Here is a 14,532-nt window from a genome sequence, read left to right on the forward strand (position 1 = left end):
TATACGTGAGTGCGCGACCGGCAACTGTCTCCCGCACGATTGTCGTAGCGCCTATTGTTCAACACGCGGCTATCCCCATACTGCCGATGAATATCGGGCGTTCAAAGACTGGGAGACAACCATCTTTGTTGTCTGGCCGATTGGCATGATTGCGTTGGCCCTTCTGAGATGGACAGATAAACGAAGGCAATGATTTCCATTCGCAAGTAGCTCCTGCTGGTTGTCTATTCGTATCAATCCTGAGAAGTCGCCTGTTGGCCCATCGGCGAAGTTGCGCCGCGCCCAGCGCCCGGCGGATCGCGATCCTCTGGGATTCGACATACGAGCAGCATAAGGTCGCGATGCCGTCGATCGAGGCGGCGGCGCAGAAGCTGGCGGTCACATTGCAACTCGTGCCCGCCAGAACGGCCGAGGAGTTTGATGCCGCGTTCGCTAGCGCTGCCGTTCCCGCTCTATCTCGTATCTTTGCCCTTGCTGTTGAATACGCTGCTGCTCTTGATGCCGCAGGTATTCAAGGTATTGATTCCTGATCAGTTGCTTCTGTGAGTCCGATACAAAAGGATTGGAAGGGTCTAAGGAACGTTCAACCTGCTCACGGTAGGCGTTCTCGTCGCGGTAAGCGAGTCCGGACCAGGATTGCTGGCGGATAGTCCTGTTCCAATCCGAAGATTGGGCATGAACAGGCGATAGTGTGATCAGGACAAAGACTAGGGCTATCGTAACACGATTCATTACTATTCCTCTCCTCTGCTTTCACTACCAGTGCCCCACCCGCAACCACAGGCAATAGTGACGTATCTGCCATTCCGCGATGGATAGGGCGCACGCCGAAGCCGTGGTGGCGCTTGGCTCGTCGCTTACTTACAGACATCGGGCGCGTTTGGGCGACCTTGCGCGCGAGCACCGTCTGCTGAGCGTGCTTCTTAGCGATGCAGGCGGTCTCTTGAGTTACATGCCTAACATCAAAGCCATTTTCGGCCAATGCGCCGGTTACGTCGACAAGAAACCTAAGGGCGCCAAGCCTTCCGATCTGCCCGTCCAGGAGCCGACCAAAATTGATCTGATTGTCAATCTAAAGATCGCCAAGACGCTGGGTATCACAATCCTGCGTTCGATCCTCGCCCGCGCCGACGAGGTGATCGAGTGAACCTTGTATTTCCGGTTATGGCCCTTAGCGTCGAACCTCAATCCTCATCTTGGCGTCAGCTCTTTGGCGTAGACCGGACCTGGTCATGGTCCCAGCTGATCGACGAGAATGACCCCGAACAGACATTGCATGCGTGCGCCCATTTGATCGAACGCGTAGAAGTGCGGCTAGTCTCGGGGACTGCAATTGACGGGCGCCAATGGCGGGCGTGAGCGACCGATACGCAGCTAAATTATCTCGACTTGTCCGCTTACCGAGATCCAAACCGCTGTTTGGCAGCGTCGGTAACGGGAGTATACAGGCTAACCAGCGTGCCCTCGGGGTCACGGAATTGAACTGCGCGATTGCCCCACGGCAAATTCTTCGGTTCGTGAACGACTTCGACTTGGCCCTTCAATCGTTCAAACTCGGCATCAACGTCCGTCACTTGAAATTCGATGATTGCCGTACGGTTGGCGGCGGGTTCGGCGCTTCCTTCCTTGAAGAGAGCGACAGTCTCCGCGCTTCCGACGGCGACTGCGGCTGTTGGAGTCACGATCTCGGCGAAGACGGGTGCGAGCCAATCGGCCGTCTTGCCTGTTACCTCTTCGTAGAATCCGACCACGGCTTTGATGTCGCGGGCGATCAGACGTATTGAGGCGAAGTTCATGAACCCAGTTCCTTCTGAATGTTTCAGCGCTTCCGTCGAGCAGTATCGCCCCACTGCTGACAGCATGCTGTCAGCAGCCTCCTGCTTCACGGCAGTGACGTTTTACCCGCGGCCTTCGGAGGAGCCTTTCGTCCGGCAGCGCGGTCGCTGTGCCTTTGCCACTGGTTGCGCCTGCGGCTTCGAGATCTACTTCTTTGCAAGAATGCGCAGCCGCGCGGTGGCGTCGGCGAGATGATGCCCTCGGCATCGACGAGCTCGGCGTGTACGACCATGTCGCGCTCCGTCCGTTCGGTAACGCGCGCGCGTGCGATGATCGGACCGACCGATGCGGGCTTCAGGAAGCGCGTATCGAGACTTCTTGTGACGACGGTCAGTTCGGATGTGAGCGCCGCCAGCGCGCAAATCCCGGTGGCGGAGTCCAGCATCGCAGCAAGAAAGCCGCCCTGGATCGTTCCGTGCCTGTTGGTGAAATCGAGCTGCGCCTGGAAGCGGATCAGTGCGTGCCCGCTCTCGTCAAAGCCAAGCCATTCGCGTCCGAGCAACTGGGCACCGGGCGGGAGAGGTGTTGCCGCGTCATTCACGTCGATCGCCCCATGATGACATCATGCCACTGTTTTGCCCGACGGGGCAAGTTCTTCTTCGAAAAATACGAATTCATGAAAATACGAAGCCATGACAGGCGCTTGGCTACTGTGCATGGGGTTGTTTTCAATTTTTTGTCGGGAGGCTCCCGGCTCGTCCCAAGCCGATCCCGCGGCGGGCAGGGAAGCCGCGCTCAGCCCTTCGGCCCGCGCAGCTGCGTCGTCAGCTTCTCCATCGCCTCTGCCACCTCGCGCCATTGCGACAGCCAGCCGCGCGGAAAGCGGAAGGTGAGGTCGGCGCCGCCGACGCGGCGCTCGGAGAGGCACATGCCGGGGGTGGAAGCATCGCGGGTGCAACGCGCGGTCAGCGCGGGGTTTGTCGCGGAATAGAAATCCTCGCTGCCGTAAGGTGTGTCGGCGCGGAACATCCGCATCGTCAGACCATCCTCGGGCTGGGTGGTGGCCTGGTCGAGATAGCGCGGATAGATCGTGGTCGTTCGCTGCTCGGGCGAGAGCGCATCGTGGTGGGCTGCGATCGACAGGAAGATGCGGTCGATCGATTGCACCGCCGCTTCCACCGTGTCGGCGGTAACGTGCTTCGGCGCGCCGGGCGGTTCCAGCGAGGGATAGAGGAAGTCGAGATCGATGCGCTCCTGCGGCCCGGTGTGCCGCTGGATCTTCATCCGGATCGCCGCCGCCGGCAGGTTGAACAGCGTGCCGCCGACGCTGACCGGCAGCTTGTCCGGCGCACTCGCGCCGCCCGCGCCCCAAGTCGGCCACAGCAGGTAGGCCACCAGCGCGACCGCGCCCGCCGCAGCAATGCCGCCGAGCACGATCGGGACGACATGCGCCAGGGTGCGCGTCCGGGGAGACCTAAGGGGAGCTGCCGAAAACATCGTCATGGGTTGCGCGAGCCGGAGGTCGGCCGCTGGCCGACGAATCAGCGGCGAATATGCCATGCGGCGGCGATTTCGCGCAGCGTCCCCCGCCTGCGGGGAACGGGAAGGGCCCTGCGCGGGCCGGCCGGCGGCGTTAACCTTCCCTTAAGGATAATGTAGCGTTAACCAGCACTTTTTGTCACAGGAAGGCTCCTCGCGTTGCGTAAGGGCGGACTGTTCCGATGACACCTGAAGCTCTCAATACCTTCTTCTCGATCTGCATCGGTTTCGCGCTCGCCGGCGCCCTCGTGAACGGATATCAGGCCGCCACGCAGCGGCCTGCCGGATTCGGCCTGTTGCAGGCCGGCGTCGCGCCGAAGACCTTCGCGGCCGTGCCGTTCCTGGTGTTCGCGGCGCCCTTCATCATCATGCGCAACACGCTGCGCGGCATGCGGCTGGAAAGCCGCCGCCTCGAGTTCGTGATGATGGCGACCCTCATCGCCGCCTTCTGGAGCATGATGAGCGGCACCTTTTTCCTGATGACGCTGCGCGCGGCGGGCGTGCTGGCCTGAGGCCTTGCAGGGCTGCGTGGCGCGGCGGCCCTTTGCCTCCGCGTCGCCGTTTGGCTATGCCAGGGTCAACGCGACAGGAGACCTTCATGGCGATCTACGAGCTCGATGGGCAGGCGCCCGATCTTCCGGCTGACGGCAATTATTTCATCGCGGAGACCGCGACCGTGATCGGCCGCGTGCGCCTGAAGCCGGGCGCCAGCGTCTGGTTCGGCGCGGTGCTGCGCGGCGACAATGAATGGATCGAGATCGGCGAAGGCGCCAACGTGCAGGACGGCTCGACCTGCCACACCGATCTCGGCTTTCCGCTTGTCATCGGCCGGAACTGCACCGTCGGCCACAACGTCATCCTGCACGGCTGCACGATCGAGGAGGGCGCACTGATCGGCATGGGCTCGATCGTGATGAACGGCGCGAAGATCGGCCGCAACAGCATCGTCGGCGCCGGCTCGGTCATCACCGAGGGCAAGGAATTTCCCGAACGCTCGCTGATCATCGGCTCGCCCGCGCGCGTGATCCGCACGCTCGACGACGCCCAGGTCCAGAAGATGGGAAGTGCGGCAAAGTTCTACGTCGCCAACGGCCCGCGCTTCAAGAAGGGCCTGAAGCGGATCGGCTAGCTGCCTTCGGACTCGCGGGCTTCCCTGGCGCTTGCGACTTTCTCGTGCCCCGCCGACCACAGCGCATGCTCGTCGCTGCCGTCTGAATAGGGGTTGGCTTCAGGCGGAATGTTTTCGCGCGCGGCGCGTTCGCCTTCTGCAAAAGGGTCGCGATCGGTCATCGTGACGTTGCCTTCCCATTGGTCCGAGGTCGCGGCGATCAGCTCGCGCATGAGCGCGCCTGTCTCCCGGTTCAAGCCGATGGGACCGTCATTTGTTCCGGAACCGGTCTTTGCCGGGGCGGTTGGTCAACCAAAGGAGCGTGTCCGATGGCCAGATCGCCAACCGTTTCAATGAAGACCTTGATCGTGATCCTCAGTCTCGCGGCGATGCCGGCTGCATCGTTCGCGCAAGCAACCGGCGGCACGGGTTCTGCCGGATCGACCGGCGGCGTCGCCAATTCGCCAGCCCCGCCGCCCGGGACAAATAGTTTGGGGACGGCTCAATCATCCGGCCCGGGCTCGGGAGCCACCACCGGCACCGGCAGCGGTGGATCGACCGATGCCGCCGTCAACGCTGAGAACCGCATGCTCGACAAGAAGCTCAAGAGTATCTGTCGCGGCTGCTGACGCTCGCGCGGAAGTGAGACAGTGTGGCTGTCGGGAATGCCCAAGTGACGGTAGCTTGATCCTGCTTTGAAGCGTGGAGCGTGTCCACGCGGAGGATCGAGTGATGTTACGCAAGATGATCATGGCGGCGCTGGCCGTCGCGGCAGTCGGGCTGTCGGCGCCGCAGGCAGCTCGAGCTGCGGGCGGTTTCGGACATGGCGGCGGCTTTCACGGCGGTGGCGGCTGGCACGGCGGTGGCGGCTGGCACGGTGGCGGTGGCTGGCATGGTGCTGGCGGCTGGGGCCGTGGCGGCCACTGGCATGGCGGCGGCTTCTGGCCCGGCGTTGCCATCGGGGCGGGAATTGCCGGCGCCGGCCTTTACGGCGGCTACTATGGCTACGGTTACGGATACCCCTATGACGGCGACCCCTCCTATTATGGGACCGGCTACGACGACGGTGGTTATGGTGGCTGCTACGTCGCGCGCAAGCGCGTGATGACGCCCGCGGGATGGCGATACCGAAGCGTCGACGTCTGCGAATAGCCGGGCGGCCGGCCGAACCCATAAAAAACAAGGCCGTTGACGCAGTATACCGTCAACGACCTTGCCAGCCCCGGATATTGAAATCGGCTCACGCCATCCGGTGACGGCAAGCATGGCGCGGAATCATACGGGGGAATGTGATCCAGTTCACAAGTGCCGAAAATAAAGTCGGGCCGTGGCTGCTCAGCCGCGCGAGCGTTTGCGCGCGCTGACATGCACGCGGTGCCGTGCCGGTTTCCGCCGAGTAACCGAGGGCGTTTCCCCCTCTGTCGCCCGCGCGCTGGCGTAGGACTGCCGCAGGCCGTCGATCGACTCGTTCAGTGTTGCGACCTGTTCGGAGAGGCGCTTGGTGTCGGCCTGCTGCGCCGCCATCAGCCGCTTCATGGTCTGGAGCTGGTCCTGCACGACCTGGAGCTGGTCGATCGATTCCTGCTGGGTGGCTTCCAGCCCCCTGGTCTTCTCGACGAGCTGCTCGGACGCCTGGGCCGTGCGGGCCTGGAGCTGCCGCGAGGCCACCACCCGGTCCGTCTCCGGTGCAGCGCCGGTATAGGCGCGCCAGATCGCCATCGAGGTCACGCCGGCGACGAGCAGGAGGAGGGCGGCGGCGGTCAGCGCGATAGGCTGGGCGCCGAGACGAAGGAGGGGGTTGGAGGATGTGTCCTTTGCGAGATCGATCATCGCTGACAAAACCCAAATTGAAACTTGGTGAGTGGCGAAGACCGGCAACCCAAGAACGCAGAACAAGCGGCGGCCGGGGATGTCCCGAAAACGTTACGTTTCCGCAAGGAATGGGACCAAAAAGAGGCCGTGAGCCGGAAAACGTAATTGTTCCAAGCCCGGCGGCTTCCCGGGACCGGGATCGGTGTGCCCAAAAAAAGCCCGCCCACGCCGAATTCGGCATGAGCGGGGTATCGAATTACGATGAGCCGTCCGAGGACGGCCCTGTGTTCATGCAACGAATCCGCTAGGGACGGGCGGCCTTCATCGAAGGCTGGATCGTCATGCGGTAGGCGATGAACGCGCTGCCATCGAAGGTCTCCACGACCTCGTCACAGGCGGGACAGCGGTACTCGCCCTTGTTGGCCGGCGGTGTCGACAGCTCCAATCGCCGAAAGCCGGCCCCGCACGCGGAACACGTCACGTCATTCTTTTTCATATAGGCCCCGTAGAACTACTGGTGCGGCTTCCTAGCACGGGGTTGGCGCGAAAACACCGCGCTCTATGACAGAAACATAAAAGTTGATCGGGATTGCCGGTCGCGGGTTGAGGCTCACGGCTGGAACGGCGCGAACGGGCCGGAATAGGTCTTCGATCGCGGCGCGGCGTAGGGCCCGAGCCGCGACGTCTTCAGCCCGAGCCGCACCAATCCTTCCGCCAGCGTGACCGCCGCGGCGACGCCGTCGATCACGGGCAGGCCATGCGCGGCGGCGAGTTCAGCGGCGAGGTCGGCCATGCCGGCACAGCCGAGCACGATGGCCTCGGCACGATCGGCGCGGATCGCGGCGGTGATCTCCGCGGAGATTTTTCCAAGCGCATCAGTGTTGCGCTCCTCGAGCGCGAGCACCGGCACCTCGGCGGCGCGGACGCGAGCGCAGCGCTCGGCGAGGCCGTATTTCCGCAAGTTGTGCTCGATCGGCACGATGGAGACACCGAGCGTCGTCACCACGGCAAAGCGCGCCGCGATCAGGCTCGCCATGTGGAAGCCGGCCTCGCCGATGCCGATCACTGGCGTCATCGCCGCGGCGCGTGCGGCATCTAAGCCGGTGTCGTCGAAGCAGGCGATGATGTGCGCATCGGCGCCATCGCGGTCGGCCTCGCGGATGCAGCCGAGCATGCCGGGCACCGCAAAGGCCTCGTCGTAAAAGCCTTCGATCGAGACCGGGCCCATGTTGGGCTGGCGCGCGTCGATCACGGTGCCGGGCAGCGCAACGCCGCGCGCGGCAGCAGCGATCTTCGCCGTCATCGAGGCGGTGGTGTTGGGATTGACGATGTGCAGCCGCATCGCGATCCTTCTCAGACAAGTCCCTTGCCGGCGTCCGAGCCCTTGGCCGCCTGCCGCTTGTTGAGCATGTGGATGGTGCCGAGCGCAAGCGTGATCACCGCGAACGACACCGCCGAGATCACGGTGCCGAGCGCGTAGATGTCGGGCTTGGTCACGGTGGTGGTGAGGCCCTGCAGATCGAGCGGCAGCGTGTTCACCGGGCCGATCGCCTGGCTGGAGCGGGCGAGTTCGTCCCAGGACAGCGTGAAGCCGAACAGGCCGATGCCGATCACCGACGGCAGGATGATCGGCAGCACGACGTAGCGGAAGGTCTGCCACGGCGTCGCGCCGAGATCGCGCGCGGCTTCCTCGAGGCGCGGGTCGAAGCGGTTGAAGATCGCGAACATGATGAGCAGGCCGAATGGCAGCGTCCAGGTCAGGTGCGCGCCCAGGCCCGAGGTAAGCAGGCCCATCGAGGTTTCGAAATTCTCGTTCCAATGCGCCTTGATCAGATCGTCGATGATGCGGAATTCCAGCGAGATGCCGAGTGAGGTGATGATCGAGGGCACGATGAGGCTTGCGATCGCCGAGTAGAACAGGATGCTCTGTGCCTTGAATTTCCTGCGGAACGCCATGCCGGCGGCGACCGACAGCACGACGGTGACGACCATCACCACGAGGCCGAGCAGCAGCGAGCGGCGGAAGGCGGCGCCGAGATCGACGATGCCGGTCCCCTCGAACAGCTTTGCCAGCCAGAAGGTGGAGACGCCGTTCATCGGAAAGGTGAGTCCGCCCTGCGGCCCCTGGAACGACAGCACGTAGATCGCGATCATCGGGCCGTAGAGGAACAGCACATAGGCCGCGAAGAAGATCGCGAGCACGTAGAAGCTGCGCGGGCGTCCTTCCTTCATGCTCTAGAGCTCCTTCCTGATGTCGACGATGCGCGACATCATGGTGATGATCAGGAAAGTGATGGCGAGCAGGATCACGGCGTTCGCCGCGGCCGCCGGGAATTGCAGTGCGTTCAGCCGCGTCTCGATGATCTTGCCGGCTGCCGCGATCTGCTGGCCGCCCATCACGCCGATGGTGATGAAGTCGCCCATCACGATGGTGATGACGAAGATCGAGCCGATTACGATGCCGGGTTTTGCCAGCGGAATGATGACGTTGACCAGCGTCTGTAATCCGGTGGCGCCGGCATCATAGGCAGCCTCGATCAGCGACTTGTCGATGCGGATCATCGAATTGAAGATCGGCACCACCATGAAAAAGGTGAAGAGGTGCACCAAGGCCAGCACCACGGAGAATTCGGAGAACAGCAGCCATTCCACGGGCTGGTTGACCAGGCCGGTCTTCATCAGGCCGGAGTTGACGAGGCCGTTGCGTCCGAGCAGCGGGATCCAGGCGATCATGCGGATCACGTTGGAGGTCCAGAACGGGATCGTGCAGAGCAGCGACAATCCCATCTGCCAGGTCTTGGACTTGACGTGGAAGGCGAGGAAGTAGGCGACCCAGAATCCGATGAAGAGCGTGATCGCCCACACCAGAAAGCACAGCTTGAGCGTCTTCAGATAGGTCTTGCCGATGGTGCAGAGATCGGGGAGTTGCGCGATGCAGCCTTCGAACGTATCGGTGTAGCCGCGGCCGGAGAAAGCCGGCAGCAGCTGGTATTCGTTGTAGTCCCAGAACGAGACGATGACGACGAAGACGAGCGGAATGAGGAAGAAGGCTAGAAACACCAGCATCATCGGCCCGGCCTGGAGCCAGGAGATGAAGGAAGGCGACAGGCGCGTCGGCTTCGCGGCGCGCGCTGTGCCCGACCCCGGGATCAAGCCCGGAGACGCCTGTTGCAGGACTTCTTCCGACATGTCCATCACGCCGCGATGAACTCGTTCCACTTGCGGACCATGTAGTCGTTCTCGTCCATCACCGCGTTCCAGCACGCGACCGCGCCCATGCGGTCCTCGTAGGAGCCGCCGTCGCGCACCGCGCCGGCCTTTTCGAGCAGCGAGCCGTCGGGCGCCTTGATGTCCTTCTCGGCCGGCTTGCCTTCCATCCAGTACGCCCACTCATAGGGCTCCATGTGGGCCTTCGCGGTGGAGAGCACGGCGGAGTAGTAGCCCTGGCGGTTGAGATAGGCGCCGGCATAGCCGGACAGGAACCAGTTCACGAACTCATAGGCCCAGTCGAGCTTCGCGCCCGACACGCCCTTCGACACGCAGAACCCCGAAGCCCAGGAGCGATAGCCTTCCTTCAACGGCTGGAAGGTGCAGGCGATCCCCATCGAGCGCACCTTCGTCACCGCCGGCGACCACATCGATTGAATGACGGTCTCACCCGACGCCATCAGGTTGACGCTCTCGTTGAAATCCTTCCAGAACGCGCGGAACTGGCCGGCCTTCTTGGCCTCGGTCATCACCTTCATGGTGAGATCGATCTCTTCCTTGGTCATGTTGCCCTTGTCGGCATATTTGTATTTGCCGCTGGCTTCCACGACCATCGCGGCATCCATGATGCCGATCGAGGGGATGTTGAGGATCGAGGCCTTGCCCTTGAACTCGGGATTGAGCAGCTCGGACCACGAACTGATCGACCGCTTGATCAAATCGGGACGGATGCCGAGCGTGTCGGCGTTGTAGACGGTCGGGATCAGCGTGACGAATTCGGTCGCCGAGGTCGCGAACTTCTTGGAATCCTTGCCTTCGAGATAGAGCACCTTCCACGGCGCGGTGCCCTGGCCGCCGATCTTCTTGCCGCCGGGCGTCTCGCCCTTGGTGAAGACTGGGGTGATGTTGTCGAATTGCTTGATCTTCTTGGCGTCGAGCGCAAGGATGTTGCCCGACGGCACGATCTTCTTCAGCGAGAAATATTCAGTATCCAGCACGTCGAAGGAGTTCGGCTGGGTCATCACGCGCTTGGTGACGTCGTCGGTGGTCGCGGTGATGTATTCGATCTTGATGCCGGTGTCCTTCAGGCACTGCTTGGAGATGTCGTCGCCCTCGTTCACGGCGGTGCCGAGATAGCGCAGCACCTTCGGCTCGGCCGAGTGCACATAGGGAAAGCCGGTGATCACGCCGGAGCCGGCGGCAAGGCCGGCGAGACCGGCGGTGCCCTTGAGCAGCGAGCGGCGGCTAAAACCCTTCTTGGTCGTCTCGGTCATGTCAATCACTCCTCTGTTGCGCATTCCACTGATCGATCGGCGCTATTGCAGGCGCTGCGCCTTGGCGGGATCCCAGGTGGCCAGCACGCGATCGCCCGGACGGAACGGGTGAACGTCGAAGGTGGCTTCCGGAACGTGGGAGAACAGGGCGGTGCCGTCGTCGAGCGTAAGCGAGACGGCGATGTAGGAGCCCTGGTACTCGGTCTGGGTCAGCAGCGCCGGCGCGCCGAACGCGCCGTCGGCAAACGGCATGATGCCGAGCTGATCGGCGCGCACGGCGATGAGGTTGCCGGCGTCGCTGAGGACGTTGTGGCCGCCGATGAAGCGCGCCACGAATTCGGTGCGGGGATGATGGAAGATGTCGCGGGCCGAACCCTGCTGCTCGATCCTGCCGTGGTTCATCACCACGATGTGGTCGGCGAGCGCCATCGCCTCTTCCTGGCCGTGGGTGACCTGGATGAAGCTGATGCCGAGCTCGCGCTGGAGGCGCTTGAGTTCGCCGCGCATCTTGACCCGCAGGAACGGGTCGAGCGCTGACAGCGGCTCGTCGAGCAGCAGGATCTGCGGCTCGGTGATCAGCGCGCGGGCGAGAGCGACGCGCTGCTGCTGGCCGCCGGAGAGCTGCGCCGGCAGCCGGCCGGCATAGGGGCTCATGGCCACGAGCTCGAGGAGCTCGCCGGCGCGCTTGTGCCGTGTCGCGCGATCGACGCCGCGCATTTTCAGGGCAAACGCCACGTTGTCGAGCACGGTCAGGTGCGGAAACAGCGCGTAGGACTGGAACATCATCGCCGTGCCGCGCTTGGCCGGCTCCAGATCGGTGACGTTCTGTGAGCCCAGAATGATGTCGCCTTCGCTGACCGCCTCATGGCCCGCGATCATGCGCAAGGTCGAGGTCTTGCCGCAGCCGGAGGGGCCGAGCAGGCAGCAATAGGTGCCCGCCGGGATCTTCAGGTTGACGTTGTCGACCGCCAGCGTCGTGTCATAGCGCTTGGTGACGGCGACGAGTTCGAGAGCGGCGGGAGTGGCCATGGCGTGTCCAAGGGGAGGGCGATGCTGGGCCTCTCTCCGCAAGGTCCGTGCCAACAGGTTTCGGTCCGCCGATTCCCAGAAACAGTGCTGCGGAGTCAGATCGTTAGATCGAATCCGGAGCATCCGAGCTGCCCGGCGCGCGCGCAGACACCTGCACACAAAACGGGCGCAGATTGTATAAAGTTTCGCCTGTGATTGGATACAGCTCGTCGACTAACATTCGGCCCGATATTCGCCGATCGAGCCTTCAAACCCATGGCCGCCAAGACCCGCCAAAAATCCGATGCGCCAGATGCGAGCGATCGCGTCAGCCGGATCAGGGAAGGCGTGACCGCCGCGATCCTCGAGCACCGACTGCTGCCAGGCACGAAGCTCGGCGAGGACGAGATCGGCGAGATCTACGGCGCGAGCCGCACGCTGGTGCGCACCGCGCTCCAGCAGCTTGCACATGAGGGCATCGTCAACATCGAGAAGAACCGCGGCGCCTTCGTTGCGCGCCCGACGCCGGCGGATGCCCGCGAAGTGTTCGAGGCGCGCCGCCTGATCGAAACCACCATCGTCGATCACGCCATCGGTGCGGCATCGCCGGCCTGGCTCGACCGCCTTCAGCAACATCTCACGGAAGAGCGCGAGGCCGAGCTGCGCGGCGACGCGCGCGCGTCCGTCCGCCTCTCCGGCGAGTTTCACCGGCTCATTGCCGAGATGAGCGGCCACAGCATCTATCTCGGCTTCCTCAAGGAGCTGATTGCGCGCTCCTCGCTCATCATCCTGCTTTATCGCCGCCACGACACGCCGGCCTGCGGCACCGATCATCACGCCGGCATCGTCGCTGCGATCCGCAAGCGCGACCGGGAGGCCGCGCGGGCGCAGATGCTGTCGCATCTGCGAGAGATCGAGGCCGAGCTGTTCCTGAAGGATCCCGCCGCCGACGAGCTGCGGCTCGCGGACGTGCTGGGCGCGTGAGTGGCGCGCGAAGTCTGACGTCACCCGCCACCCGTTTGATTCAATTGCGGTTGACCGCGCCGATCCCCCATCAACGGAGATGGCAGGGCTGCATCTTGCCGCCCGGGTAGTAAGTTGACGGAAGATAAACGTCGGGGTCAACTGGCGGCCAGACGTCGCGTGCCTGCCATCACCCCTCGCGTAGCCCTAGACCTCAGTGGAAAGCTGGATATGTCGGGTTTGAGGATGTCGGCCAAAGTTTTCGCATTCGCTGCATGGCTTGCCGGCACTGCCATGGGGCTCGGCGGCCCCTCGTCAGCAGCGGCCGAGGACTCCGCGGTGCTGTTCCGCAATGTCCGGATCTTTGACGGTAAGGCCAGCGCGCTCTCGGCGCCATCCAGCGTTCTCGTCAGGAACGGAGCCATCGAGAAGATTTCGACGGGAGACGTTTCGGGCGCCGCACAAATCATCGATGGCGGCGGGCGCGTGCTGATGCCGGGGCTGATCGACGCGCATTGGCACGCGATGCTGGTGCGTCCGACGCCGATGGCCGCGCTCGCGGGCGACATTGGCTACAACAATCTGGTTGCCGCGAGCGAAGCGACGGCGACGCTGATGCGCGGCTTCACCACCATTCGCGACATGGGCGGGCCGAGCTTCGGCCTCAAGCAGGCCATCGACGAGGATCTCGTCGCAGGTCCGCGCATCTATCCGTCCGGCGCCATCATTACCATCACCGGCGGTCACGGCGACTTTCGCCAGCTGTCCGATCTACCGCGCACGATCGGCGGCATGCTCAGTCGCATGGAGCAGATCGGCGGCAGCATGGTCGCCGATAGTCCCGATGAGGTGCGTGTGAGGGCGCGCGAGCAGCTGATGCAGGGCGCTTCCCAGGTCAAGCTCACCGCGGGCGGCGGCGTCGCGTCGCCATTCAGCCCGCTCGACGTCTCCACCTTCACCGAGCCCGAACTGCGCGCGGCGGTCGAAGCCGCCGACAATTGGGGCACTTACGTGGCGACGCACGCCTACACGTCGGTCGCGATCCAGCGCTCGATCGCGGCCGGCGTAAAATGCATCGAGCACGGTCATCTCATGGACGAGGCGAGCGCGAAGCTGATCGCGGAGAAGGGCATCTGGCTCAGCACGCAGCCGTTCCTGGATATCTCCGGCGCCGCCGCGCTCGGGCCTTCGGAACAGGACAAGATGCGGCAGGTGGTTGCCGGCACCGACCGCGTCTACGCGCTGGCGAAGAAGTACAAGATCAAGACCGCGTTCGGCACCGACGTGCTGTTCTCGCAGGCACTGGCGGAGAAGCAGGGCGCGATGCTCGCTGCGCTGACGCGCTGGTACACGCCCGCCGAAGCGCTGGCCATGGCGACGTCGGCGAACGCAGAGCTGCTGAGCCTGTCGGGCCTGCGCAATCCCTATCCCGGCAAGCTCGGCGTGGTGGAGGAGGGGGCGCTTGCCGACCTCCTGCTCGTCGACGGCAATCCGCTCGACAACATCGCCCTCGTCGAAGATCCCGCGAAGAATTTCGTCGTGATCATGAAGGGCGGCAGGATCTACAAGAACAGTCTTGCACATTGACGCGCATGGCGCGTCGCGCGGCTTTGCGACATTGGAACGCTTCTAGTTGCGATCGTCAGATGCCGGCTTCTTGCGCGGCGAGGCGGGTGCAATCTCCGGGATCGCAGGCGGCCTTGCAGGACTTGTCACAATTTCGGGCCGGTCATCGGATGCGTGGCTTCTAAGCGTCTCCAGAACCAGGAAGAATTTCTCGGCTAGCATTGAGTCAAGCTCGCTGACGCGTTCATCTCGCTTTCGAGAACGACGAGATTCGCTGTC

Annotated in this window: 19 protein-coding genes; 8 read left to right on the forward strand and 11 right to left on the reverse strand. The window is 63.5% G+C overall.

Annotated features, from left to right (window positions below):
- The first annotated feature begins 341 nt into the window (after positions 1-341).
- Together AAFG16_RS20680 and AAFG16_RS20685 are read left to right on the forward strand one after the other, a co-directional pair.
- Positions 342-530, forward strand: a complete 189-nt coding sequence (locus tag AAFG16_RS20680) for a hypothetical protein (protein ID WP_342740361.1) — start codon at positions 342-344, stop codon at positions 528-530.
- Between the two features lie 281 nt (positions 531-811).
- Positions 812-1,147 carry an ABC transporter substrate binding protein gene (locus tag AAFG16_RS20685; RefSeq protein ID WP_342740362.1) on the forward strand — a complete coding sequence of 112 codons (336 nt, stop codon included), beginning with the start codon at positions 812-814 and terminating at the stop codon, positions 1,145-1,147.
- 250 nt (positions 1,148-1,397) lie between these two features.
- Here AAFG16_RS20685 and AAFG16_RS20690 read toward each other — a convergent pair whose 3' ends face one another.
- The 3 genes from AAFG16_RS20690 to AAFG16_RS20700 all read right to left on the reverse strand — a co-directional run bounded on the left by AAFG16_RS20690 (position 1,398) and on the right by AAFG16_RS20700 (position 3,279).
- Positions 1,398-1,796: a VOC family protein gene (locus tag AAFG16_RS20690; RefSeq protein ID WP_283086110.1), complete on the reverse strand. Its 399-nt coding sequence runs from the start codon at positions 1,794-1,796 to the stop codon at positions 1,398-1,400.
- 86 nt (positions 1,797-1,882) lie between these two features.
- On the reverse strand, positions 1,883-2,377 hold the full coding sequence (locus AAFG16_RS20695) for a PaaI family thioesterase (RefSeq protein ID WP_342740363.1): 495 nt from the start codon (positions 2,375-2,377) through the stop codon (positions 1,883-1,885).
- A gap of 194 nt (positions 2,378-2,571) precedes the next feature.
- Positions 2,572-3,279 carry a hypothetical protein gene (locus AAFG16_RS20700; RefSeq protein WP_342740364.1) on the reverse strand — a complete coding sequence of 236 codons (708 nt, stop codon included), beginning with the start codon at positions 3,277-3,279 and terminating at the stop codon, positions 2,572-2,574.
- A 218-nt stretch (positions 3,280-3,497) separates the two neighbouring features.
- Here AAFG16_RS20700 and AAFG16_RS20705 point away from each other — a divergent pair, with 218 nt between their 5' ends.
- The gene (locus tag AAFG16_RS20705; protein WP_235545387.1) at positions 3,498-3,827 is read left to right on the forward strand and encodes a hypothetical protein; all 330 of its coding nucleotides are present in this window, start codon (positions 3,498-3,500) and stop codon (positions 3,825-3,827) included.
- A gap of 86 nt (positions 3,828-3,913) precedes the next feature.
- Positions 3,914-4,444 (forward strand): gamma carbonic anhydrase family protein, encoded by a 531-nt coding sequence (locus AAFG16_RS20710; protein WP_247327069.1) that lies wholly within the window; start codon positions 3,914-3,916, stop codon positions 4,442-4,444.
- Here AAFG16_RS20710 and AAFG16_RS20715 read toward each other — a convergent pair.
- Positions 4,441-4,656: a hypothetical protein gene (locus tag AAFG16_RS20715; protein WP_283087171.1), complete on the reverse strand. Its 216-nt coding sequence runs from the start codon at positions 4,654-4,656 to the stop codon at positions 4,441-4,443. The genes AAFG16_RS20710 and AAFG16_RS20715 overlap by 4 nt on opposite strands.
- Before the next feature lie 96 nt (positions 4,657-4,752).
- Here AAFG16_RS20715 and AAFG16_RS20720 point away from each other — a divergent pair, with 96 nt between their 5' ends.
- Both AAFG16_RS20720 and AAFG16_RS20725 read left to right on the forward strand, forming a co-directional pair.
- Positions 4,753-5,052 (forward strand): hypothetical protein, encoded by a 300-nt coding sequence (locus AAFG16_RS20720; RefSeq protein ID WP_283086114.1) that lies wholly within the window; start codon positions 4,753-4,755, stop codon positions 5,050-5,052.
- 103 nt (positions 5,053-5,155) lie between these two features.
- Positions 5,156-5,575, forward strand: a complete 420-nt coding sequence (locus AAFG16_RS20725; RefSeq protein WP_283086115.1) for a hypothetical protein — start codon at positions 5,156-5,158, stop codon at positions 5,573-5,575.
- Positions 5,576-5,758: 183 nt separating this feature from the next.
- On the opposite strand, the gene AAFG16_RS20730 is transcribed toward AAFG16_RS20725, so the two are convergent.
- From AAFG16_RS20730 to AAFG16_RS20760, 7 genes are all read right to left on the reverse strand, one after another.
- Entirely contained in the window at positions 5,759-6,253 is a 495-nt protein-coding gene (locus AAFG16_RS20730) for a hypothetical protein (protein WP_283086116.1), read from the reverse strand.
- Positions 6,254-6,539: 286 nt separating this feature from the next.
- Positions 6,540-6,731 carry a hypothetical protein gene (locus AAFG16_RS20735; protein WP_027560085.1) on the reverse strand — a complete coding sequence of 64 codons (192 nt, stop codon included), beginning with the start codon at positions 6,729-6,731 and terminating at the stop codon, positions 6,540-6,542.
- 114 nt (positions 6,732-6,845) lie between these two features.
- Positions 6,846-7,577 carry an aspartate/glutamate racemase family protein gene (locus tag AAFG16_RS20740; protein ID WP_283086117.1) on the reverse strand — a complete coding sequence of 244 codons (732 nt, stop codon included), beginning with the start codon at positions 7,575-7,577 and terminating at the stop codon, positions 6,846-6,848.
- An 11-nt stretch (positions 7,578-7,588) separates the two neighbouring features.
- The gene (locus AAFG16_RS20745) at positions 7,589-8,467 is read right to left on the reverse strand and encodes an ABC transporter permease (RefSeq protein ID WP_342740365.1); all 879 of its coding nucleotides are present in this window, start codon (positions 8,465-8,467) and stop codon (positions 7,589-7,591) included.
- Between the two features lie 3 nt (positions 8,468-8,470).
- Positions 8,471-9,430 carry an ABC transporter permease gene (locus tag AAFG16_RS20750; protein WP_342740944.1) on the reverse strand — a complete coding sequence of 320 codons (960 nt, stop codon included), beginning with the start codon at positions 9,428-9,430 and terminating at the stop codon, positions 8,471-8,473.
- A complete protein-coding gene (locus AAFG16_RS20755; protein ID WP_342740366.1) occupies positions 9,430-10,716 on the reverse strand; it encodes a PotD/PotF family extracellular solute-binding protein in 1,287 nt (428 codons plus the stop codon). The genes AAFG16_RS20750 and AAFG16_RS20755 overlap by 1 nt, the downstream gene beginning before the upstream one ends.
- Before the next feature lie 42 nt (positions 10,717-10,758).
- A complete protein-coding gene (locus tag AAFG16_RS20760) occupies positions 10,759-11,745 on the reverse strand; it encodes an ABC transporter ATP-binding protein (RefSeq protein WP_283086120.1) in 987 nt (328 codons plus the stop codon).
- Positions 11,746-12,000: 255 nt separating this feature from the next.
- Between AAFG16_RS20760 and AAFG16_RS20765 the strand changes: the two genes are divergently transcribed.
- Both AAFG16_RS20765 and AAFG16_RS20770 read left to right on the forward strand, forming a co-directional pair.
- Complete coding sequence (locus tag AAFG16_RS20765) at positions 12,001-12,708, forward strand: GntR family transcriptional regulator (RefSeq protein WP_342740367.1); 708 nt, start codon at positions 12,001-12,003, stop codon at positions 12,706-12,708.
- Positions 12,709-12,981: 273 nt separating this feature from the next.
- A complete protein-coding gene (locus tag AAFG16_RS20770; RefSeq protein WP_342740945.1) occupies positions 12,982-14,274 on the forward strand; it encodes an amidohydrolase family protein in 1,293 nt (430 codons plus the stop codon).
- Positions 14,275-14,532 lie beyond the last annotated feature (258 nt).

This window comes from Bradyrhizobium sp. B117, from assembly GCF_038969555.1.
In the GTDB taxonomy this organism is placed as follows: domain Bacteria; phylum Pseudomonadota; class Alphaproteobacteria; order Rhizobiales; family Xanthobacteraceae; genus Bradyrhizobium.